At 66.8% G+C, this 20775-nt stretch carries 21 protein-coding genes, 1 tRNA gene, 1 pseudogene and 1 riboswitch; of the genes and pseudogenes, 11 read left to right on the forward strand and 12 right to left on the reverse strand.

What is annotated here, in order from left to right:
• The 3 genes from DIE13_RS31215 to DIE13_RS31225 all read right to left on the reverse strand — a co-directional run.
• Positions 1-551: dTDP-glucose 4,6-dehydratase (locus DIE13_RS31215; protein WP_124830842.1), on the reverse strand; the 551-nt coding region annotated here is incomplete at its 3' end.
• A gap of 586 nt (positions 552-1137) precedes the next feature.
• Positions 1138-1971 (reverse strand): class II glutamine amidotransferase, encoded by an 834-nt coding sequence (locus DIE13_RS31220; protein ID WP_124830857.1) that lies wholly within the window; start codon positions 1969-1971, stop codon positions 1138-1140.
• A 147-nt stretch (positions 1972-2118) separates the two neighbouring features.
• Positions 2119-2448, reverse strand: a complete 330-nt coding sequence (locus DIE13_RS31225) for a carboxymuconolactone decarboxylase family protein (RefSeq protein WP_124830843.1) — start codon at positions 2446-2448, stop codon at positions 2119-2121.
• A 127-nt stretch (positions 2449-2575) separates the two neighbouring features.
• Between DIE13_RS31225 and DIE13_RS31230 the strand changes: the two genes are divergently transcribed.
• The 10 genes from DIE13_RS31230 to DIE13_RS31275 all read left to right on the forward strand — a co-directional run bounded on the left by DIE13_RS31230 (position 2576) and on the right by DIE13_RS31275 (position 13428).
• Positions 2576-3523 (forward strand): cupin domain-containing protein, encoded by a 948-nt coding sequence (locus tag DIE13_RS31230; protein WP_124830844.1) that lies wholly within the window; start codon positions 2576-2578, stop codon positions 3521-3523.
• A gap of 110 nt (positions 3524-3633) precedes the next feature.
• The gene (gene yiaA, locus DIE13_RS31235; protein WP_124830845.1) at positions 3634-4077 is read left to right on the forward strand and encodes an inner membrane protein YiaA; all 444 of its coding nucleotides are present in this window, start codon (positions 3634-3636) and stop codon (positions 4075-4077) included.
• A gap of 139 nt (positions 4078-4216) precedes the next feature.
• Entirely contained in the window at positions 4217-5281 is a 1065-nt protein-coding gene (locus tag DIE13_RS31240) for a glycosyltransferase family 2 protein (RefSeq protein ID WP_233409945.1), read from the forward strand.
• Between the two features lie 59 nt (positions 5282-5340).
• Positions 5341-6372: a hypothetical protein gene (locus DIE13_RS31245; RefSeq protein WP_124830846.1), complete on the forward strand. Its 1032-nt coding sequence runs from the start codon at positions 5341-5343 to the stop codon at positions 6370-6372.
• Positions 6369-7124, forward strand: coding sequence for a hypothetical protein (locus tag DIE13_RS31250; RefSeq protein ID WP_124830847.1), 756 nt, complete (start codon positions 6369-6371; stop codon positions 7122-7124). The genes DIE13_RS31245 and DIE13_RS31250 overlap by 4 nt, the downstream gene beginning before the upstream one ends.
• Positions 7121-8284 (forward strand): hypothetical protein, encoded by a 1164-nt coding sequence (locus tag DIE13_RS31255; protein ID WP_124830859.1) that lies wholly within the window; start codon positions 7121-7123, stop codon positions 8282-8284. Before DIE13_RS31250 ends, DIE13_RS31255 begins: the two co-directional genes overlap by 4 nt.
• The gene (locus DIE13_RS31260) at positions 8281-8904 is read left to right on the forward strand and encodes a phosphatase PAP2 family protein (RefSeq protein WP_124830848.1); all 624 of its coding nucleotides are present in this window, start codon (positions 8281-8283) and stop codon (positions 8902-8904) included. Before DIE13_RS31255 ends, DIE13_RS31260 begins: the two co-directional genes overlap by 4 nt.
• On the forward strand, positions 8892-9866 hold the full coding sequence (locus DIE13_RS31265; protein WP_124830849.1) for a fatty acid desaturase family protein: 975 nt from the start codon (positions 8892-8894) through the stop codon (positions 9864-9866). The genes DIE13_RS31260 and DIE13_RS31265 overlap by 13 nt, the downstream gene beginning before the upstream one ends.
• Positions 9863-11002: a YncE family protein gene (locus DIE13_RS31270; RefSeq protein WP_124830850.1), complete on the forward strand. Its 1140-nt coding sequence runs from the start codon at positions 9863-9865 to the stop codon at positions 11000-11002. Before DIE13_RS31265 ends, DIE13_RS31270 begins: the two co-directional genes overlap by 4 nt.
• Before the next feature lie 35 nt (positions 11003-11037).
• The gene (locus DIE13_RS31275) at positions 11038-13428 is read left to right on the forward strand and encodes a hypothetical protein (protein WP_124830851.1); all 2391 of its coding nucleotides are present in this window, start codon (positions 11038-11040) and stop codon (positions 13426-13428) included.
• Between the two features lie 204 nt (positions 13429-13632).
• On the opposite strand, the gene DIE13_RS31280 is transcribed toward DIE13_RS31275, so the two are convergent.
• The 9 genes from DIE13_RS31280 to DIE13_RS31320 form a co-directional block, all read right to left on the reverse strand.
• A tRNA-Lys gene (locus DIE13_RS31280) sits at positions 13633-13709 on the reverse strand.
• 113 nt (positions 13710-13822) lie between these two features.
• On the reverse strand, positions 13823-14572 hold the full coding sequence (gene ybgF / locus DIE13_RS31285; RefSeq protein ID WP_098549643.1) for a tol-pal system protein YbgF: 750 nt from the start codon (positions 14570-14572) through the stop codon (positions 13823-13825).
• A 19-nt stretch (positions 14573-14591) separates the two neighbouring features.
• The gene (gene pal, locus DIE13_RS31290; RefSeq protein WP_096504964.1) at positions 14592-15104 is read right to left on the reverse strand and encodes a peptidoglycan-associated lipoprotein Pal; all 513 of its coding nucleotides are present in this window, start codon (positions 15102-15104) and stop codon (positions 14592-14594) included.
• Positions 15105-15121: 17 nt separating this feature from the next.
• The gene (gene tolB, locus DIE13_RS31295; RefSeq protein ID WP_124830852.1) at positions 15122-16417 is read right to left on the reverse strand and encodes a Tol-Pal system beta propeller repeat protein TolB; all 1296 of its coding nucleotides are present in this window, start codon (positions 16415-16417) and stop codon (positions 15122-15124) included.
• A 109-nt stretch (positions 16418-16526) separates the two neighbouring features.
• Positions 16527-17606, reverse strand: coding sequence for a cell envelope integrity protein TolA (gene tolA, locus DIE13_RS31300; RefSeq protein ID WP_124830853.1), 1080 nt, complete (start codon positions 17604-17606; stop codon positions 16527-16529).
• Entirely contained in the window at positions 17603-18052 is a 450-nt protein-coding gene (tolR, locus tag DIE13_RS31305) for a protein TolR (protein WP_124830854.1), read from the reverse strand. The genes tolA and tolR overlap by 4 nt, the downstream gene beginning before the upstream one ends.
• A gap of 10 nt (positions 18053-18062) precedes the next feature.
• Positions 18063-18740 (reverse strand): protein TolQ, encoded by a 678-nt coding sequence (tolQ, locus tag DIE13_RS31310; protein WP_021157170.1) that lies wholly within the window; start codon positions 18738-18740, stop codon positions 18063-18065.
• A gap of 130 nt (positions 18741-18870) precedes the next feature.
• Entirely contained in the window at positions 18871-19356 is a 486-nt protein-coding gene (ybgC, locus tag DIE13_RS31315; protein WP_124830855.1) for a tol-pal system-associated acyl-CoA thioesterase, read from the reverse strand.
• A 108-nt stretch (positions 19357-19464) separates the two neighbouring features.
• Entirely contained in the window at positions 19465-20211 is a 747-nt protein-coding gene (locus tag DIE13_RS31320; RefSeq protein ID WP_124830856.1) for an SDR family oxidoreductase, read from the reverse strand.
• Positions 20212-20391: 180 nt separating this feature from the next.
• Positions 20392-20492: riboswitch (ZMP/ZTP riboswitch) on the forward strand.
• A gap of 137 nt (positions 20493-20629) precedes the next feature.
• Between DIE13_RS31320 and glyA the strand changes: the two are divergent.
• Positions 20630-20775: pseudogene (gene glyA, locus DIE13_RS31330) on the forward strand (serine hydroxymethyltransferase); the annotation flags it as partial.

Raw genomic sequence — 20775 nt, forward strand, 5'->3', positions numbered from 1 at the left:
TTCGTGGTCAGCGTCGGCAGCCCGTATGTGTGATGGTAGGCACGTACGAGATGATCGGAACCGGCCTTCGTCGCCGAATACGGGCTGTTGGGCGCGTACGGCGTCGTTTCGGAGAATTGCGGGTCGGTGGGCGACAGCGAGCCGAATACTTCGTCGGTCGACACGTGCAGGAACCGGAATGCGGCCTTTTCGGCTTCAGGCAGCGTATTCCAGTACTGACGCGCGGCTTCGAGCAGCGTAAAGGTGCCGACGACATTGGTCTGAACGAAATCGGCCGGGCCGTGAATCGAGCGATCGACGTGGCTTTCTGCGGCGAAATGCAGAACCGCGCGCGGCTTGTGCTCGGCGAACAGGGCGTCGAGTGCGGCGCGATCGCAAATATCCGCCTGCGCGAACACGTGCTTCGGATTGCCCTGCAGCGATTTTAACGTTCCCAGATTGCCCGCATAGGTCAGTTTGTCGACGTTAAGAACCGATTCGTCCGATTGACGCAGCCAATCCAGCACAAAGTTGGCACCGATAAAACCGGCGCCACCAGTAACCAATATCATGTAGCCTCTTTTTTATGTTAATGGCAGGCAATACTGCCGTGCTCTCGTTGTGTACATCGCCCTCGGTTGACGCGGGACGAAGAATATCAAAAAACTGCGCGGTCCCGCCTGGCATGGATGGACCAGCTTGCTCGCCGCATATTCGGGAGACACCCCCATATAGCGACGCATTTGCCGACTGCGCGGTCGGCGCAATCCGCATTGCAAGACTATTAATTTTCTATGCCGCGACGGCCCGCTTCGTGCCGTTGTGCCCGCCGTATCGCCACTTTCCGTTGAGTCTCCCGAGGCTCGCCGGACGAGCGACCGCACGCAAACATTTGCGTGGATTGCAGCCGGGAACTGCGGCGGGACTCGATGCCGATTGTGGTGGGAGTGGTTGCGATACTAAAAAAACGGCGATAACTATAGCATGCTCGATTCGGGCGGAACGAACGTCATCCGGTTTATGTCTCGATTTAAGACGACCGTGTTTTTTTACCGATATGAGTCTTCTCGATGCGCTCGCCGTGGCATCGTTCGCCGAATCCGGCTCGCTCCGGACTCGTTTGGCGCGATGAGGTCGGCGTCGTGAGCGCCTCGCGGCCTATTTGTGCCGCGGATTGAATGGCCGCTGCTGGACGTCGGTGCCATGCGCGACGATCGCCGTGCTTTCCGGCACTTCCTCCCACGCGCCGCGCAGGTCGACGAGCGGTTCCGACACGACCATGAACGCGTCGTCGCCGGCTTCGGCAATACGCGGATTGTGCGGATAGAGTTCGTGCAGATGCCTGAACGACGTGCTGTGGAACAGCGAGCGCGATTGCCGTTCGCTCGAATAGCGCACGGCGATGATCCGGTCGCCGTCCGTTGCGCAGATCGTCATGTTGAGCGGCTCGGCGACGTGATACTGCGCGGCGGTTTCCTCGACCACGCCGACCATTCGTTCGAGCGCCGGCAGCGGCATTTGTTCGAGGCCGTACGTCAACGCGAGGCGGAACATCAGCTCGGAGTCGGTCGAGCCTTCGAGCGTCGGGAACAGGGCGGGATCGACCTTCATCGTCAGGTCGCGGCGCAGCTTGTGGAAATCGCGGATCAGCCCGTTGTGCGCGAACAGCCAGCGGCCGTGGCGGAACGGGTGGCAGTTGGTTTCCTGCACGGGCGTGTCGGTCGCCGAGCGGATGTGCGCAATGAACATCCTCGAGCGGATCGCGCGGGCTGCCTCGCGCAGGTTGCGGTCGTTCCACGCGGGATGCACCGAGCGGTAGCGAAACGGAAGCTCGTCGGGATGGCCGTACCAGCCGATGCCGAAGCCGTCGCCGTTGGTCGTCGTGGCGCCCAGCTCCGAATGCAGGCTCTGGTCGATCAGCGAATGCTTCGCGCGAAACAGCACCGTTTCGAGATGGATCGGATTACCCGTGTAAGCGAGCCAGCGGCACATGGCGTGCTCCTTCGCGATGAATCGTTCGCGCATGGTAGCCGACTTCGCGGCGCGGTCGAAGGCGATCGCGGCGGCCGGCCGATCGGCCGGGGTCCGTCGCGATCGTCATGCGGCGCATTGCGCCGGGTTGCGTCCCGGCTGCGATCGTCAGTCGCCGAGCGCGTCCATCACGCGCGCGGAGTACACGAGCGCCGCGCCGGCATTCAGCGCGATAGCGACGCCGAGCGCCTCCGCCACTTCCTCCCTGGTCGCGCCATGCTTCGCGGCTTCGGCCGTGTGTACCGCGATACAGCCGTCGCAGCGCGTCGTGACGGCCACCGCGAGTGCGATCAGCTCGCGCGTCTTCGCATCCAGATGGCCCGTCTTGGCGCCGGCACCGGACAGCGCCTTGTAGCCGGCCAGCGTATCGGGCGACAGCTTGGCGATTTCGCCGACGCGCGTCGAGAGTTCCTTCCGGTATTCGTTCCAGTTCAGCATGATGCGTCCTTTCGAAGTGATGGAGCGGGGCGGGGTTGCCGCGATCTCGGGCGATGCAGGACTATTCTGATCGCTCGCGCTGAGGGTTTCGATACGCTAGAGTGTCAATTTTTAGCGCAATCGTCTCATGGATGCATTGAGCCAACTGTTGTCGCTGGGCCGTAGCCATGTCGAACTCGACGTGCGCTGCCTGCTCGACGGCTCCTTCGCGATGCCGCTCGATCCGTTGCCGCCGGGTGAAGCGGCGTTCCATCTGTTGCTGGCGGGAAGCTGCCTGATGCGTACCGCCGACGGACGCACGCTGCAACTGGCCGACGGCGACTTCGTGCTGCTGCCGGCGAGCGACGCGCACGATCTGACCGATGTCGGGGGCGGTCGGGCGAAGTCGGTGGCGCCGCTGCGCGAGCCGGTCGCAGCGGGCGGCGCGGTGCTGCCGGTCCAGTCGAATCTCGATCCCGCCGAACCGGGGGGCGCGAGCGTGGACCTGCTGTGCGGACGCTTCGTCTATGCGCGCGGCGCCGGCGAATTGCTGATGCGCACGCTGCCGCGCGTGCTGCACGTCGGGCTGCGCGAAGCATCGGGGCTTGCACCGCTGCAACTGCTGACGAGCGTGCTGCGTGCCGAGGCGTCGAATGCGCAGCCCGGCGCGCGCGCGATCGTGAATGCGCTTGGACAGGCGCTGCTTGCCTACGCGTTGCGCGCATACGGGCGCGACGCAAGCGTGCCGGCCGGCTGGCTCGCGCTCGCCGCCGATGCGCGGCTCGGCCCGTCGGTCCAGGCCGTGCTGCAGGCGCCGGCGCAGCCGTGGACGGTCGAATCGCTCGGCGCGGCATCCGCGATGTCGCGGGCGACCTATGCGCGGCATTTCCGCGAGAAGGCCGGGATGAGCGTCGGTGCGTTCGTCGCGCAGATCCGGATGATGCATGCGTGCGCGCTGCTGCAGGATACCCAGCGTGGACAGGCGGAGATCGGACAGGCGGTCGGCTATCAGTCGGAGGCGGCTTTCGGCAAGGCGTTTCGCGCGGTGCTCGGCACGACGCCGGGGCGCTGGCGGCGTGCGCAGCGCGGCGTGTAGGACGGCAAGCGCGGTCGCCGTGCGACGCGGCAAAGCTGCTACCATGCGCGAAACGCGTTCCTGCGAAGCGCGTTTCCGAACAAGAAACAACAAGAGAGAGGGCAACAGCAATGAACCAGACCACCATCCAGCAGCCGTCGTTCGCATTCGTCGCGGCGTCGTGGGCCGCGCTGATCGCCGGTTTTGCCGCATTCCTGATCGGCCTCTGGAACGCCGGCATGCAGCTCAACGAGAAGGGCTACTACTTCACCGTGCTCGCGTTCGGCCTCTATGCGGCGATTTCGCTGCAAAAGAGCGTGCGCGATCGTGCGGAAGGCATTCCCGTCACCGGCATCTATTACGGGCTGAGCTGGGTCGCCCTGTTGCTCGCGATCGCGCTGCTGATCGTCGGCCTCATCAACGCGACGCTGCAGCTGAGCGAGAAAGGCTTCTACGCGATGTCGTTCGTGCTCGCGTTGTTCGGCGCGGTGACCGTGCAGAAGAATACGCGCGACATGCAGAGCGCGAAGCCGCGTTTCACCGACGCAGATTCCACGCCGTCCGTGACGGAATGAGCGCACGCGGGGCGGGCGGCCGTTGCGGCCGCGCGTCGCGCGACGAACCTCGCGGCGGGCAGCAGGCGCCGGCGCACGGCCGGATTTCCGTACGCCCGATTCATCCGTGCCGCCGCGCATGACGATGGAGACACTCCGGATGCCAGACGATATGCAACCGATGCACGACACGTGCGCGGCCGCCCGTTCCGTGGCGAGCCGCACCGCGCTCGTGCTGGAGACCAACAACCTGCGCGGCGGTGCCGACATCGCGCAGGCCGTCGAGAGCCTGAAGCGCCTCGTGTCCGCGCTGTCGAACCAGACGGTGCCGCCGGCTTCGCTCGCGCAATGGATCATCACGCACGACGGGTTGCCTGGCGACGCATGCGCGCAGATCGCCGCGCTCGCCGGCCGCCCGATCGACTTCGTCGAGATCGACGCGAGCACCGGCTATTACGAAGCGAAGAACGAAGGATTCGATCGTGTCGATGCGGCGCGCAGCGACGTCGTCGTGTTCGGCGATGCCGATTGTCGGCCGGCCGACGACTGGCTCGAGCACCTGCTCGCGCCGTTCGCGCGCCACGGCGACGACCGGCCCGTTGCGGTGGCGGGGCGCACCAGCTATGCGCCGAACGTGCTTGGCGTCGCGCTGACGTCGATCGACTTCATGTACTTTCCGAGCCCGCTGCGCGACGGCGCGACGCGCAACTTCTACGCGAACAACGTCGCGTTCCGGCACGACGTGTTCACCCGATATCGTTACGAGCCGCTCGACGGCGTGTATCGCGCACATTGTCAGGTGCTGGGGCTGCGGATGCAGGCCGCCGGCATCGCGATCGAGTTCGCGCCGTGCGCGCACACCGAGCACCGGCTGCCGGACACGCGTCGCGAATCGCTGAAGCTGCGCTGGATGCGCGGCGAGGACAGCGTCGGGCTCACGCCGTATCTCGTGAATGCATATCTGCCGCATGCGTGGCAGTGGCTTGGCCGCAGCGGCCCGCTCGGCCCGTTCTGCGTGATGGCGATGCGGCTCGGCTACAGCCTGCGCGCGCTCGATCGCCAGCAATTGCCGCGGCTCGGCTTCGCCCGTTACGTCGCGGCCATCGGCGTGACGATCGGCGCGTCCGCGGTCGATACGCTCGGTGCGCTCGCCCGCGGCTTCGGATTGTCCGGGCGCGGGTCGGCGCGGCGCGAGCTCGAAGCGCTGTCGTATCACCGTCATTGAGCGACACCGCGCCACGCCTCGCGGTACACCCACCACGCCCCGATTTCCCCCAGACGACCATGTCCTCATTCGCTACCCGTGTTGCCTGCCTCGCCCTGTTTGCCGCCAGCGCCGCCGCTCATGCCGCGCCGGTCGATCATGCGGGGCGCGGGATCTATCACTTCGCGTCGCAAAGCGGCTGCCCGTTCGCGAGTGCGGCGGCGACGGACTGCAATCGCGTCGCGCTCGATGCGCCGGACGTTCATGCGAGCGTCGATACCGATACGCATACGATCGTCTTTTCGAGCGACGCGGCGCGCCGCACGAAGGACGTGCTCGGCGACGTGCTGTTGCAGGGCACGGGCGTCGACGGCGACGGCCAGCGCGTGCCGCTGAGCGTGCACGTGCTGTTGCGTCGCGTCGGCGCGAAATGGGACCGCGACGTGTACGTTCATGCGCCGGTGCACGGCAAGTTCACCGACGTCCGGATCGATCCGTATCGCGTACGCGTGAAGGAGGGCGGCGGCGAGCGCGACGTGCTCACGCCGGACGAGACGAGCGCGCTGTTCGCGCATCCGTCGTTCGCGTCGCGGCTCGCGCAGCATCTCGTGAAGGTGCGCGCGACCGATCCGAAGCAGCCGGCCGACGACGACATCACGATCGCGCTCGGCGTCGGCAAGCTGACCAAGTCGGTCGCGCGCGCGAGCTTCACGTCGAACGGGCCACGCGACGGCGACATCGCCGGCGCGCTCGCATCCGGTACCTGGGCGATCCGCTTCGATATCCTGAGCGACCACATCCCGGTGTGGGTGGCGCAGCGCGAACTGTTCCTGTTTGGCCTCGACGGCAGCCCGCTCGTGAAGACGCTGCGCGAGCGCGGCTTCGCGAAGAACGACCGGATCGAACTCGGCGCGCGCGACGGCAACGGCTACCTGCGCGTGAACGGCCACGAGGAGGCATTCGCCGGAGCCGCCGCATCCGCGCATGCGTTCCTGCAGGAAAGCTTCGTCGGCCTGATTCTGGGCTGGCATCGCGATCCGGCCGCGGCGTCCGCTGCGGCGTCGGCCGTCGCGCCGAAGGTCGCGCGTTCCGCGCCGGGCATGCCGGCATGACGCGGGCAGGCGAACTGCCGGTGTCGCCGCACGCCGCGCCCGGCGAAGGCTTCGAGTGTCTCGAGCAGCGCGTGCCGCGCGGCGCCGCGCGCATGCGCGCGTATCTCGTCGACCGGATCAAGCGTGCGGCGATCCGGCGGCTGCATCGCAGCGTGCGCGGCGAGCGCTGGATCCTGCGCATGTACCTGATCGGCGAAGAGGCGACCGAGTGCGCGCTGCATGACGAACGGATCGGACAGCCGCCGGACTGGCTCGCGCTGCGGCTCGAGCAGCATCTCGCGGACGAGCGCCGCCACGCGGCCGCGTTCGCCGACGCACTGCGCATGCGTGGCGTGACGGCCGCGGCGGGCCCGCGCGAACCGGACTGGGTGACCCGGCGCAAGATCATCCGGTGGCGCCGGCTCGGGCGGCGCTATGCGCCGCGCTTCGCGCAAGGCGTGCTCGTGCCGACCTACGCGACGGGCCTGTGTGCCGAGCAGATGGCGATGCGGGTGCTCGCGCGCCACTGCGCGGCGCTCGGCGAAGCGCATGCGCTGCATCCGCTCTTCGCTCGGGTGCTGGCCGACGAGGCACGGCATGTGCGACTCTGCGCGGATACGCTGCGCCGCCTCGTCGCGCCGTCCGAGGTCGTGCATCTCGCGGCGCTGCTCGACGAGATCCGCACGATCGAGGCCGGATTCAGCGTGACGGGCGCGCTGGCGATGTACGCGGCCGGATGGATTCAGTCATGGCGACCGGGGGCACGCGCATGATGTTGCGCATCGTCTATCTCGCGACCGCCGATGCGCGCGGTCATCTGATGCGTGCGCAACTGCTCGTGCATGCGTTGCGCGCGGCCGGTGCACAGGTCGACGTGCTGACGACGTCCGACGCAGGGCAGGCCTTCCTGTCCGCGTTCGGCATCGAGGCCGCCGTGCTGTCGCGTCACTATGCGGTGCAGTTCGACACGCGGCAGAACATGCTGCGCGATGCGACGGATCGCAACGTCGCGCACTACGTATTCAGGCCGACGCGGATGCTGCGCGACATCGCGCGGCTGCACGCGATCGTCCGCGACGCCGATCTCGTGATCAACGATTCATTTCATCCGGCGCTGCTGTTCATGGGCGCGGTGCCCGGCTGGCGCGGCCGCATCGTGCACGTCTATGGCGGCAGCCTGCGCGGCGCGCTGACCGCGAACTTCAACGGACGACTGCCGCGCGTGCTGGCGCGCGCATTCTCCCGGATCGTCGACTGGCAGATCGATTCGGCGCTGTGTTGCATCGAGCACGACTTCGCGTGCGACGCGACCGATGACGTGCAGGGTTCGCGCACGCGCTACCGGTTGCCGACACCGGTGCCGGTCGTCGGCGAATGGCCTGCATCGGAGCCGGCCGCCGCGGCCGTGTACCTGAATCCGCACTTCAGCGACGTCGCGCTGGCCGATGCGCTGTCGGCGGGACTGCACGACGCGGGGCTGGCCGCGCACCGGGTCGGTGAAGGCTATGCCGCGCATGACGGCTGGACCGGCGTCGACGCGGACTGGCCGACGCGCGCCGCGCATGCGCCGTTGATCGTTTCGGCGCCGGGGATGGCGGCGCTGTCGATCGCGCGCGTCTATCGCAGGCCGATCCTGCTCGTGTTGACCGATCAGCCCGAGCAGGCGAGCAACGCCGCGCGGGCCGCCCGGTTGCAGCTCGTGCATCGCGTCGTCACGTGGTGCGGCGACGCCGCTGCGTTCCGGCAGGACATCGCGCACGCGGCGAGCGCGCTGATGCGCGATGCCGGCACGCGTGCCGCAACGGCCGAAGGTCGCGAGCATGCGCGCTCGCGGGTGGACGGATGGACGTCGCGCATCCTCGCGTTGCGGCCGAATGCACGGCACGCCGACGCCGATGTCGACACGCAACGCGAGGCGCCGGCATCGCGATGAACAGCCTGTCGTCCATCGATCGCCGGCCCGATCTGCGGCAGATGCTGGCCGCGGCATTCGGGATGGCCGCGGGGCTTGCCGTCTTCATCCTGCTCGAGCGTGGCGTCACGCCGCGCTACGTGTTCGCCACCGAGCTCGATGAGCGGATTCCGTTCATCGCGTGGTCGTGGTTCGTCTACGTCGGCTTCTTTCCGTTCGTGATTGCGCTTGCCGCCTATGCGCGGCCGCCGGCGTTCGTCGCGTTCAGGGACGCGGTGCTGATCGCCTTCGTCGCGGGGATCGTCTGCTTCCTGCTGTTTCCCGAAGCGGTGCCGAGGCCCGACGTCGCGGAGATCGGCAATGCGTTCGTGCGCCACCGACTCGCACGGATGTGGCGGCTCGATCTCGCGGCCAACGGCTTTCCGAGCCTGCATGTCGCCGTCACGTGTCTTGCGTGCCGCATGCTGACGGAGCGCCGCCGCGGCATGCCGATCGCGATCGGCGTGCTGATCTGCGCGTCGACACTGACGCTCAAGCAGCATACGGTCGCCGACGTGCTGGGCGGCGTGGCGCTCGCGATGGGCAGTGCGATGTGGGTCGAGCGGCGCTCGGTGCGCGGGAGGCTCGCATGGCGCAAGTGAATCCGCATGCCGGGTCGAACGCCGCGCTCTCGCGCTTCGTGCCCGACGCCGCGTTGTTCCGCGTGAAGCCGTCGCGCGTCTGCGCGGCGCTCGCGGGCGACTGGATGCTGATCGCCGCGGCGTTCGCGGCGGCGATCGCGTTTGCGCACCCGCTCGTGTACGTGTGCGCCGCGATCGTGATCGCGCGCAGCCAGCTCGCGCTCGCGGTGATGATGCACGAAGGCGCGCACGGGCTGCTCGCGCGAAACCCGCGCGTCAACGACATGCTGGGCCAGTCGTTCGCCGCCGGCCCGCTGTGGCTGTCGTTGCGCACGTATCGCGCCGGTCATCTGAAACATCATCGTGCGCCGATGCAGGCGGACGATCCGGTCGCGCTGCTGTTCGGCGTTCACGACTATCCGGTGTCGCGTGTGCGGCTGGCCGGCCGCCTGCTCGCTTACGCGTGCGGGATCGGCTACGTGACGAGCGTCGTGAAGCTTGCGCGCGGTGCGTTTGCCCATGCGTTGCCGAAGGTCCGCAAGTCGCGCGCGTATGCGGCGTGGGAGCTTGCGTCGATGCTCGCCGCGAACGGCGTGCTGTTCGCCGCGCTCGCGACGGCCGGACATCCGTTGCTGTACCTCGGCTTGTGGATCGTGCCGTCGGTCACGCTGCTGCCGCTCGCCGGGCAGGTGCGTGCGATCTTCGAACATGCGGGATTGCCGGCTTGCGCGGATCAAAGCCGCAACGCGCGCACGATCGGCCGGCGTTCGTGGCAGACGTTCCTGTTCGGCCCGCACGCGATTCATTTCCACATCGAACACCATCTGTTCATGCGGATGCCGTTCCATAACCTGCCGGCCGTGCATCGGCAACTCGTGCAGCGGCAGTTGCTGCCCGGCGGCAACCTGTATGCAGGATACGGGGCGGTGCTGCGCGACGTGAGCGTGCACACGGTCCCTGCCTTCGAGGAATCAAGAGAGTGAGAGTCGATTTCAAGTCGCGTGTCCTGCATCGCGCGGTGATTGCCGTGACCCTGGCGATGCTGGCCGCGGACGTCGTCGCGCAGACGGAGCCGGCGAAGGCCGATGCGCCCGCTGCCGTTGCGGTCGGCAAGAGTCCCGCCGGCATCGCGTTCGGGCCGGGCGGCAAGTATCTGTACGTGACCAGCAACGGCGACAACACCGTCGCCGTGATCGACGTCGCGGCGGGGCAGCGCGTGCGCGACTTCGGCGATCCGCCGGCGAAGGCGCCCAATGATGGTTGTCCGGACAACTTCTGTCGCGGAACGGGGGCAACGGGTATTGCGATCGCGGCCGACGAGCGCCATGCATACGTCAGTTCGATGCGCGCGGATTCGCTGGCGCGGCTCGATCTCGACAGCGGTCACGTGGATGGCGTCGCGAAGGTGCAACGCTTTCCGCAGGCCGTGGCCGTGTCGCCCGACGGCACGCGCGCGTATGTGCTGAACGTCGTCGCCAATTCGGTTTCGGTTGTCGATCTCGACACGTTCCGCACGCTCGGCAAGCCGATTGCGCTAGGCGGCGGGAACGCCGGCAACCAGCCGTTCGGGCGGCCCGCGGCGCTGGTCCTGTCTCGCGACGGGCAGCGCCTGTTCGTGACGAACGGTGTGGCAAGCAGCATCGACGCATTCGACACGCAGACGCGCGCACAGGTCGGCACGATTCCCGATGCGGATGCCTACGACCTGGCCGTCGAGCGCGGCTCCGGCGATCTGGTCGCGTTGTTTCGCGACGGTATCGCGGCCTACGACGCGAACACGCTACGTCCGCGCCAGGCGGCGCAGTATTGCCGCGGGCTGACGAGCTACAACTTCGCGCTCAGCCCGGACGGCCGCACGGTGGCGTTCAGCCTGCCGCAGGAGAACACGGTGCTGGTCGCCGACCGCGCGACGGGCATGCTGCGCGCGGCGTATCACAGCGGCGAATGGCCGCTCGCGCTGGCCTTCAGTCCGGACGGCAACCGGCTCGCAGTGCTCAATGCAAGCCAGTCCGGCAGCGTGTCGCTGTTCGACGTGCACGAGGCCGGCACGCTGAGCGACTACGTCGCCGCCAGCGGCGAGCTGTTTTGCCGGCCGGCCGCGGAGGGGACGTCGCAGTGAAGAAGGCAAATCGTTCGGCAACTGGCAGGAACGGCATGGGGAAGGGGAACACGATGATCTGGAACGCGAACGGTATCGGCATGCGCATCGCAACGTGCGCAGCCGCGACCGTGCTGCTCGGTGCGTGCGGCAGTTTTCCGCCGGCGGGCGGGCCGTCGCTCGAATGGGTGGCCGGCACGCCGGGCTCGGAAGGCAATCTCGACGGTAGCGGTACGGCGGCACGCTTCGCCGGCAGCCTGAGACTGCATGCGGACCGCGACGGTGGCGTGCTGGTGGTGGACACGTACGCGTCGACCGTGCGACACATCGATGCGCAGGGCCATGTGACCACGCTCGCCGGCAGGAGCGGCGTGCGCGCGTATCAGGACGGTGCGTCGTCCGCCGCGCGCTTCGACCAGCCGGGCGATGCCGTGCGCGCGCCGGACGGCACCGTCTATGTGGCCGATACCGGCAATTCGCTGGTGCGTGCGATCCGGCCGGACGGTACCGTCGCGACGGTCGCCGGCGTGCCGGGCAAATCGGGCGATGCCGACGGTCCGCGCGGGGTCGGCCAGCTCAACCAGCCGGACATGATCGCGCTGGACGGACAGGGCCGATTGTGGACGCTCTCGCGGTATTCCGACCATCTGCGAATCGTCGGCACCGACGGTTCGGTCGTGACCTGGACGCCGCAGTCCGACGGCGATTGCGCGCTGTCGGGGATTCGCGCGATCGCGGCGAGCCCGACCGGCGAGATCTGGGTGACCGATGGCAAGACGTTCGGCCACGTGACGCCGACCGGCTATGTGGCGTTGCCCGCGTGCAGGACCGGTGGTGCACCGGACGGCATCGATACGGCGAGCGGCGCGGCGGCGGCTGCGGCGGCTGCGGCGGCTGCCGTGGCCGAGGCAGCGGCGGCGGCGACGCGCGTGCCGCCCGAGCCCGGCCCGGTGGCCGCACTGGCCGGCGCCGTGCCGTTCATCGGCTCGGCTCCGGCCGCCGGGACCGACAAGCAACCCGACGCGAGCGATACGCAGGACGATCCTGGCTACATCGCGCTCGCGTTCGACGGCGCCGGGCGGATGATTGCCGCAAGCGCACGTTCGATCGTGACCCTCGGCGCCGACGGCAAGCCGACCGCGACGGTGCGTGTCGCATCGCCGGCGTTGCACCGCGGACGCTCGGACGATCGCGATCTGACGTCGCTCGCGATCGACGGCTCGGGGCGTCGGCTGGTGACGACGGGCAGCGGCGAGGTCGTGCTGCGGGCGGAGCCGGACGGACGGCTGCTCGCCTATGCGGGCACGAGCAACCGCAGCGACGCGTCGCTGGTGGCCGACTCGAAGTTCGTGCCGTTGCCGGGATCGGTCGATGACGATTTCGCGGTCGCCGCCGATGGCACGATCTATTACGTCGACCGGCTCGACGACGCGATCTACCGGATTGCGCCGGACGGCAAGGGCGAGCTGTGGGCCGGCGCACCGGACGAGAAAGGGCGTGCCGACGGGCCGCGTTCGAGCGCGCGCTTCCGTTATCCGTCTGGGCTTGCGCTGGATGCGTTGGGCAATCTCTACGTGGCGGACAGCGGCAATGCACTGATCCGCCGCATCGATCCGCATGGCAACGTGCAGACGGTGAGCGGCAAGCTCAGCGACGAGACGCGGATCGACGGCCCGTTCGCGCAAGCGACGTACTGGCGGCCACGCTATCTGCGCTTCGATCATGACGGCCGGTTGTACGTGCTCGACGACAGTCCGTACATCGGCAGGCGCGGCGCCCGTATCCGACGGCTCGATTTCTCGACGGGAACGGTCACGACCGTTGCGCGCGATGAACAGCAGTACAAGATTCCGCGTGAAGAGGTCGAACGTTTCGTCACGAGCCGCCGGATGCCGGGCAGCTACGAGGATCTTGCGATCGGCCCGCAAGGACAGCTCTTCGTGCTGAGTCGCGATGTGATCTGGCAGATCGATCCCGCGACCGGCGAACACCGGATCCACTTCCTGCCGGGGCCGTGGCCGGCCGCGGAACATGCGTACTACGGTGCGCTCGCGAAAGCGGAGTCGCGCGACGAAAAGGATCGGCTGACGAACAACCTGATCAGTTGCGACTGGACATGGTGCATGCCGGATCGCATTGCGGCCGATGCGAGCGGCAACGTGTACGTGAGCGACAGCGGCAACCATACCGTGCTGCGGATCGATCCGACGGGCGACGCGGCGGTAATCGCGGGGCAACTCGGCTCGCGCGGCAATCGTGCCGGTACGTTGCCGGGTTCGTTGAACCGGCCGGCGGGGATGGTCGTCACGCCGCGGGGCGATTTGTACGTCGAAGTCGGGGACGAGGGGATCATGCGGTTGCACGCGCCGGCAGCGGCGGCGGGGCAGGTGCCGGTTGCGGCGGCGACGTCGGAGAAGGCAGAGGAGGTCAACGTGCGACAGCCGTGACGGACAGGGCGATCGACGCTTGCGGGCGCATGATGCCGCGCTGGCGAGCAGCGTCGCCCTGACAGCCTGCGTGTGGCGTCGATTCGCGTACGGTGTGCTTCTTTCAGGGAGCCCATTGCGGTCACGGAACGGATGTCCTGACTCAAAAGCAACAGACGCAAAAAAGCCTCCGCGAGGGAGGCTTTTTGCACTATCGAAGATAGTTGGTAGGGTGGGAGGGACTCGAACCCTCGACTCTCTGATTAAAAGTCAGATACTCTAACCAACTGAGTTACCACCCCACGTTCTTGAAACTTGTTCTGTTGGTTCGTTGCTTCTGCAACTGGGCAAGCGACCCAAAGAGCAAAAGATTATAGCGACGGGTTATTGGGCTGTCAACAACCCGTCGCGATAATTATTTGATGCTTTCGAGCTTGCCCTGCGCCGTCTGCGCAGCGTTCGACCCGGCGTACTGCGATACGACCTGCTCGTACGTCTTCTTCGCGGCCGCCTTCTGGCCTTGTTCGAGCTGGTTCGTGCCGATTGCGACGAGGGCGTCGGCCGCGCGCGGATGCTGCGGATACTTGCTCACGATCGCTTGCCACGTTGCCGTGGAGCCGCGATAGTCGCGCAGCGCGTATTGCGCATTGCCGAGCCAGTATTGCGCGGTCGGCTGGTACGGGCTCTGCGGATACTTCGCGATGAAGCTGCGGAACGACGCAGCCGCCGCCTTGAAGTTACCGTTGCGGAACTGCTGTTGCGCCGCGCTGAGCGCATCCGTTTCACCCGGCTGCACGGTGCCCTCGACGCCATCGATCGTCGCCTGTTGCGGCTCGAACTTCTTGAGCCGCGTGTCGAGATCCTGGTAGTACTCCTTCTGCTGCCGTTCGAGCGTCGTCAGCCGGTTCGTCAGATCCTCGTTCTCGCCGCGCAGCGTCGCGACCTGCTGGTTCAGCTGGTCGAGACGGCCGGATTGATCGAGGATCGTACGCTGGGCTGCAGACAACTGGCTCGCCAGGTTGTCGCTCTTGGTGCGCAGATCGAGCACGGCGCGGCGCGCCTCGTTGTCGTCGAACATGCCGGCGTGCGCGGGCGCGGCCGACCACGCCGCGCCAACGACGCAGAATGCTGCGGCAGTGCGCAGCCAGGATACACGGTGCGTCATACGGCGATTCTTCCGTTACTTACTGTTGGTAGACGAGGTCGGCGCGACGGTTCTGCGCCCACGATGCTTCGTCGTGACCCGTTGCTTGCGGCTTTTCCTTGCCGAGGCTCACGGCTTCCATCTGCGAGTCGTTCACGCCGAGCAGTGCCATCGCGCGGCGAACAGCTTCCGCACGCTTCTGGCCCAGCGCGAGGTTGTACTCGCTCGTGCCGCGTTCGTCGGTGTTGCCCTGGATCAGCACGTGACGCTGCGGGTGGCTCTTCAGGTACTGAGCGTGTTGCTGCAGCAGCGGCTGGTACTCGTCCTTCACCGAATAGCTGTCGAAGTCGAAGTAGATGCTGCGCTTCGCGAGCGGGCTGTTCGGATCGTTCAGCGGATCGACGTTCACTTGTGCGACGTTGTCGGCGCTCGGCTGCGTGCTCATCGCACCCGCGTTGTTGGCCTTGTCGTCGAGCTTCACGCCCGACTTACACGCTGCGAGCGTGCCGATCATCATCACGGCCAGGGCCAGACGAACTTTTTTCGACATCATGGTTACTCTCCTTGTGGTCATTGCATGAAGGGCCCCCACGACGGCTCACGAACGGAGCCGCCCTGGACGGACAGGATCTGCGGCGGCGCGCTGCCGTCGGAAGGCACGGCGGCCAGTACGTTGCGCCCGCCCGACTGGGTGGCGTAGAGGATGTACTGGCCGTTTGCCGCGAAGCTTGGCGATTCGTCGCGATTCGTATTGGTGATGGCGTTCGCCGCGCCCGTTTGCAGATCCTGAACGTACAGCTTGAAGCCCCCGCCCGTGCGGGAGATGTAAGCGAGCAGCTTGCCGTCCGGGCTGATGCGCGGGCTGGTGTTGTAGCTGCCGGTGAAAGTCACGCGTTGCGCGGCGCCGGCGCTTTCGCCTTGCGCGGGCATCCGGTAGATCTGCGGCGCACCGCCGCGATCGCTCGTGAAGTAGATCCAGTGGCCGTCAGGCGAGTAGAACGGCTCGGTGTCGATCGAGCTGCTCTGCGTGAGACGACGCAGCCCGCCGCCGTTCGCGTTGACCGTATAGATTTGCGTATTGCCCGTCAGCGACAGCGCGACCGCGAGCGTGTTGCCGTCCGGCGACCAGGCCGGCGCGCTGTTGTTGCCCTTCTGGTCGGAGACCATGTAGCGGCGGCCGGTCGGCAGGTCGTGGATGTAGACGATCGGCTTCTTGCGCTCGAACGAAACGTACGCGACCTTCGTGCCACTGGGCGACCACGCCGGCGAGATGATCGGCTCCGTGCTCGACAGCGCGATGCGCGCGTTCTGGCCGTCGGAGTCCGAGATCTGCAGTTGGTAGCGGTTGCCCGTCTTGATCACGTACGACAGGCGCGTCGCGAACACGCCACGCACGCCGAGCAGCTTCTGGTAGATGTAGTCGGCGATCTTGTGGCCGGCCGTGCGCAGCGTGCTGTCGTTGGCCGTCAGCGACAGGCCGCCGAGGCTTTGCTGCTTCACGGTGTCGTACAGGATGAAGTTCACCTTGTACTGGCCGTTCGCTTCGCGGTTCACGCTGCCGGCAACGAACGCGTTGGCGCCCTTGGCCTTCCATGCGCCGAGATCGACCGATGCGGTCTCGGGCACGGGCGTGCTGCCCGCGTCGATATTGGTGAATTTGCCGCTGCGGGCGAGGTCGGCGCGGACGATCGACGTGACCTGCTGCGACAGGCCCGCCTCGTTCGCGAAGTTCGCGGTCGCTATGGGGAACTGGGTCGAACCGACGCCGGTGATCAGCACGTTGACCTGCGCATTAGCGGTGCCGCCCGCGGCAATCAGACACGAGGCCACGAGTGCCCTGAAACCTAGCTTCGTCATCAAACTCATGCTTCTTGCTTCCCGTATGACTTGAATCGCTGCGCAACCGCAGAGACAGTAAAAATACCCGATTCGTTCCCGTCCGACAGCGACGCCCGGAGTGTAAGCGCATTTCCGTTCACTCCGCCGCCTTGAAGGTAATCGTAATGTCTGATGGGGTACGACCGTTAGAATCGGGTGGCAACGGGACCGATGCCTGGATCGCATTGACCACGGCTTGATCCCACCCCGAATTTCCGCTCGAACGGCGGATCGAAACGCTCAGCACGTCACCCGATGGCGAGCAGCGGATCGCGACGACGGTCGTCAGGCCGGCGCGCTCGCCGCCCCAGACGATGTTCGGTTTCACGCGGCGACGCACCTTGTCAGGATAGCCGGGCGACGCGGCATTGCCACCGGAACCCGTGCCGGTGCCGCTGTGCGCCAGGCCCTGGCCGCCGCCTTCGCCGGCGCCTGCCATGCCCTGCATCTGCGCAAGGCGTGCATTCCGTTCCTGGTCGAGCTTCGCCTTCGATGCTGCATCGGCCTTCGCGCGGGCAGCTGCTTCGGCCTTCGCCTTGGCTTTGGCCTGTGCCTGGGCTTCCGCCTTCGCCTTCGCGGCCGCATCGGCCTTGGCCTTTGCCGCCTGCTGGGCCTCGAGCTGCGCCTGCTTCTGCTGTTGAAGTTTCTGCTGCTCGAGCTTCTGCTGCTCGAGTTTTTGCTGCTCGACGAGCTGCTGTTGCTTCAGCTTGTCCGCCTGCTTCTGCTTTTCGCGCTCGGCGGCCTTTTGCGCGGCGAGCGCGGCGGCCTGCTGGGCGGCGAGCTGCGCGCGCCGGGCTTCGTCTTCCTGCTGCTTCAGTTGCTGCGCGCGGCGCTGCTGCTGTTCGAGCAGCGCTTCACGCGCGGCCGCTTCCTGCTGCCGCTTCTTCTGCTGCAGTGCGATGTCGGCCTGCTCGTCGCGCACGGGCGGAGCGGGCGGGGCCAACTTCGCGGGCGGCGGCGGCACGGCGGGGCGCGGCGTGGGGACGTCGGGTACCGCGGTCCACAGTTCGGCTTCGGCGCCGGCCGGCGTGCTGTTCTGCCACTGCACGCCGTGATAGAGGAACAGCGCGAGCAGCACGTGCATCAGCGCGGCGAGCGCGAACGCACGCCAGGTTCCGCGCTCGCGAGGGGGCTGAGGCGGGTAGGCGTTGCTGCGCGTGGATTGCTGCCGGTTCATTGCGATTTGACGAGGAGGCCGACGCGCTTGACGCCGCGCGCCTTCAGATCCGACATCACGGTCATCACTGCATCGTACTGCACGGTCTTGTCGGCCGCGATCACGACCGGCTGGTCGGGATGGTCGGCCTGGCGGGACGAGATGAAGCTGTCGAACTCGTCTTTGGTCATCGTGTCTTCCTGCGTCGCGCCCGAGTCGCCCTTGTACTTGACGCTCATCGTGCGGTCGGCCTTGATGTTGACGACGACGGGCGGCGTCTGCTCCTGCGGCGCGGCATTGCCGACGGTCGGCAGATTGATGATCGACGGGGCGACGAGCGGTGCCGTGACCATGAAGATCACGAGCAGCACGAGCATCACGTCGATGTACGGCACGACGTTGATGTCGGCCATCGCACGGCGCCCGCGGCCGCCGCGCATGCTGGATCGAATGGGACTTCCTGCCATGGCGTGCTCCTTACTGGGCCTGACGCTGCAGGATGTTCGAGAACTCTTCGATGAAGGTCTCGAAGCGGATCGCGAGGCGGTCGATGTCGTGCGCGTAGCGGTTGTACGCGACGACTGCCGGAATCGCGGCGAACAGGCCGATCGCGGTGGCGACGAGCGCTTCCGCAATGCCCGGCGCGACGTTCGCGAGCGTGGCCTGCTGCACGTTCGCGAGGCCGCGGAACGAGTTCATGATCCCCCACACCGTGCCGAACAGACCGATGTACGGGCTGACCGAGCCGACCGACGCGAGGAACGCGAGGTTCGCTTCGAGCACATCCATTTCACGCTGGAACGACGCGCGCATCGCGCGACGCGCACCGTCGAGGACGAGGCCCGGATCGCTGATTCGTTTTTCCTTCGCCTTCAGGAACTCTCGCATCCCCGATTCGAAGATCCGCTCGAGCGCGCCGATCGTATGGCGGTTGTTGGCCGCGCTCTGATACAGCGCCTGCAGGTCGCCGCCCGACCAGAAGTCTTTTTCGAAGCGCTCGGTCTGCGCGCGTGCACGGCGGATCGCGAACCACTTGCGGAAGATGAAGGTCCACGACATCAGCGACAGCAGCAGCAGCAGCCCCATCACGGCCTGGGCCAGCACGCTCGCGTTGAGGACGAGGGAAATGATCGACAGGTCTTGAGAAGTGTTCATAGAGGTTTGAGTAACGTCCCTTCGGGGCGCCGGGTATGCGTGCGGCGCGGCGCGCCGGCCAGGCCTGGCGCCGAACCTTGCTTAGTATCGATTCAGGAAGGCAAGTTCATGGGCATTGTCTAAACGGTGCTCATGCGAGCTTCGTTGACAATACGGTCTGCCCGGTGTCGATGACGGGCCCGCGATGCAGCGCGTCGAGTACGACCGGCGGGATCGCCGCGGGCCGGATGCCGGTACGGTCGACGCAGCCGAGGCGGATATGCCCGGCGACGAGCAGCGTGTCTCCACGCCACGCTTCCTGCGTGAATTCCACCGATGCGCGGCCGATGCGTCCGGGCCGGCTCGTGATCGCCAGTGCGTCATCGAGTCGCGCCGGTGCGCGGTAGTCGAGCGACGTGCTGCGGACGATGAAGATCGCGCCGGTGTCGTCGGCGAGCCGACGCTGGTCGATGCCGCACGCACGCAGCCATTCGGTGCGGGCGCGCTCGAAGAATTTCAGGTAGTTGGCATAGAAAACGATGCCGCCTGCATCGGTATCCTCGTAGTACACGCGCACCCGCCAGGTAAAGCCGGGGGGCGCATCCGGGGAGCGGGTAGGCTGAGTCATGGCGCGCATTCTACCGGAAGGGCGGGACCGGATTCGTAACCGATTCGTAACGGAATGTAGTACGCCGTATCACACCGCGGGCCCGCCTCTGGCAGGGCCCGCGGCGCATCCGGCGCGTCAGCCGCGATGGATCGTGAGACCCGCCGGCGCCTGCGCGACCGGCATCATCTCGATCGTGTTGATGTTGACGTGCGCGGGGCGCGTCGCGATCCAGTAGATCGTGTCGGCGATGTCCTCGGCCGTGAGCGGCTGGACGTTCTGGTAGACGTTTGCCGCTTTCGTATCGTCGCCGCGGAAGCGGACGTTCGAGAATTCCGTGCCGCCACAGAGGCCCGGCTCGATGTCGGTTACGCGCAACGGCGTGCCGATCAGGTCGGCGCGCAGGTTCAGGCTGAATTGTCTGACGAAAGCCTTGGTCGCGCCGTAGACGTTCCCGCCCGGATACGGATACATGCCGGCAACCGAGCCGAGATTGAAGATGTGACCGCGACCGCGGGCGATCATGCCGGGCAGCAGCGTGTGCGTGACGGTCACGAGGCCCGAGCAGTTCGTGTCGATCATGGTCTGCCACTCGTCGAGGCTGGCCTTCTGGGCCGGTTCGACGCCGAGCGCGAGACCGGCATTGTTGACCAGCACGTCGAGCGCCGCGAATTCGGCGGGAAGGGCTGCCAGCACGGCTTCGACGGCCGCGCGGTCGCGCACGTCGAGCTCGATCGGCAGCAGTGCGTTGCCGAGTTCTGCCGCGAGTGCATCGAGACGATCCTTGCGGCGCGCGGTTGCGACGACGCGATGGCCGCCCTTGACGAAAGCTCGGGCGATGGCGGCGCCGAAGCCGGCGGACGCGCCTGTGACGAACACGATCATTGCTGCTCCTGGTCGGTAACAAAGTGGCGGATAGTATCCCGCAAGCCTACTGAGATTGCCGCACCGCGGCAAGGCGGCGAAGCGCTCCCGCACGGGTGCGTAGAGTCTGGCCCTTATTATTTCGGGGTGGCTGCCGCGCGGTTGCCTATTCATGACGCATCCAATACACTAACGCGCTCATCATCCCTGCGTGACTGGCGATAGAACCCTTCGGGTTCAAGGTGGAGCATCCCACCGTGAAGCGCGGGGCATCGTTTTTGCCGTTCGCCTGGGCAGCCGTTGTGCGCCGTTGCGTGCATCGCCGGTGGCTGTCTTGCCTCGCGTCATACGGATTCTTCCGCCACGTCGAGCTGGTCCCGCCAGCAGCGCAATGTACTCGGCCGCCCCGGTCAACCTGTACACACTTAACGGAAACCGTATGTTTGACAGAGCCCAAAGCACCATTGCGAACGTCGATCCCGAACTCTTTGCAGCGATCGAGCAGGAAAACCGCCGGCAGGAAGATCACATCGAGCTGATCGCGTCGGAAAACTACACGAGCCCGGCCGTGATGGCCGCGCAGGG

This window comes from Burkholderia sp. Bp9016 (genome assembly GCF_003857765.1).
Classification (GTDB): domain Bacteria; phylum Pseudomonadota; class Gammaproteobacteria; order Burkholderiales; family Burkholderiaceae; genus Burkholderia.

Bases quoted from the DNA above. Each gene is read 5' to 3' on its own strand.
- tolA (WP_124830853.1), bottom strand. From the start codon at position 17,606: ATGAACCGGCAGCAATCCACGCGCAGCAACGCCTACCCGCCTCAGCCC.
- tolB (WP_124830852.1), bottom strand. From the start codon at position 16,417: ATGAGTTTGATGACGAAGCTAGGTTTCAGGGCACTCGTGGCCTCGTGT.
- DIE13_RS31245 (WP_124830846.1), top strand. From the start codon at position 5,341: ATGTCCTCATTCGCTACCCGTGTTGCCTGCCTCGCCCTGTTTGCCGCC.
- yiaA (WP_124830845.1), top strand. From the start codon at position 3,634: ATGAACCAGACCACCATCCAGCAGCCGTCGTTCGCATTCGTCGCGGCG.
- DIE13_RS31220 (WP_124830857.1), bottom strand. From the start codon at position 1,971: ATGTGCCGCTGGCTCGCTTACACGGGTAATCCGATCCATCTCGAAACG.
- DIE13_RS31225 (WP_124830843.1), bottom strand. From the start codon at position 2,448: ATGCTGAACTGGAACGAATACCGGAAGGAACTCTCGACGCGCGTCGGC.
- ybgF (WP_098549643.1), bottom strand. From the start codon at position 14,572: ATGACGCACCGTGTATCCTGGCTGCGCACTGCCGCAGCATTCTGCGTC.
- pal (WP_096504964.1), bottom strand. From the start codon at position 15,104: ATGATGTCGAAAAAAGTTCGTCTGGCCCTGGCCGTGATGATGATCGGC.
- DIE13_RS31275 (WP_124830851.1), top strand. From the start codon at position 11,038: ATGGGGAAGGGGAACACGATGATCTGGAACGCGAACGGTATCGGCATG.
- tolR (WP_124830854.1), bottom strand. From the start codon at position 18,052: ATGGCAGGAAGTCCCATTCGATCCAGCATGCGCGGCGGCCGCGGGCGC.
- DIE13_RS31265 (WP_124830849.1), top strand. From the start codon at position 8,892: ATGGCGCAAGTGAATCCGCATGCCGGGTCGAACGCCGCGCTCTCGCGC.
- DIE13_RS31260 (WP_124830848.1), top strand. From the start codon at position 8,281: ATGAACAGCCTGTCGTCCATCGATCGCCGGCCCGATCTGCGGCAGATG.
- ybgC (WP_124830855.1), bottom strand. From the start codon at position 19,356: ATGCGCGCCATGACTCAGCCTACCCGCTCCCCGGATGCGCCCCCCGGC.
- DIE13_RS31255 (WP_124830859.1), top strand. From the start codon at position 7,121: ATGATGTTGCGCATCGTCTATCTCGCGACCGCCGATGCGCGCGGTCAT.
- DIE13_RS31240 (WP_233409945.1), top strand. From the start codon at position 4,217: ATGCCAGACGATATGCAACCGATGCACGACACGTGCGCGGCCGCCCGT.
- tolQ (WP_021157170.1), bottom strand. From the start codon at position 18,740: ATGAACACTTCTCAAGACCTGTCGATCATTTCCCTCGTCCTCAACGCG.
- DIE13_RS31230 (WP_124830844.1), top strand. From the start codon at position 2,576: ATGGATGCATTGAGCCAACTGTTGTCGCTGGGCCGTAGCCATGTCGAA.
- DIE13_RS31250 (WP_124830847.1), top strand. From the start codon at position 6,369: ATGACGCGGGCAGGCGAACTGCCGGTGTCGCCGCACGCCGCGCCCGGC.
- DIE13_RS31320 (WP_124830856.1), bottom strand. From the start codon at position 20,211: ATGATCGTGTTCGTCACAGGCGCGTCCGCCGGCTTCGGCGCCGCCATC.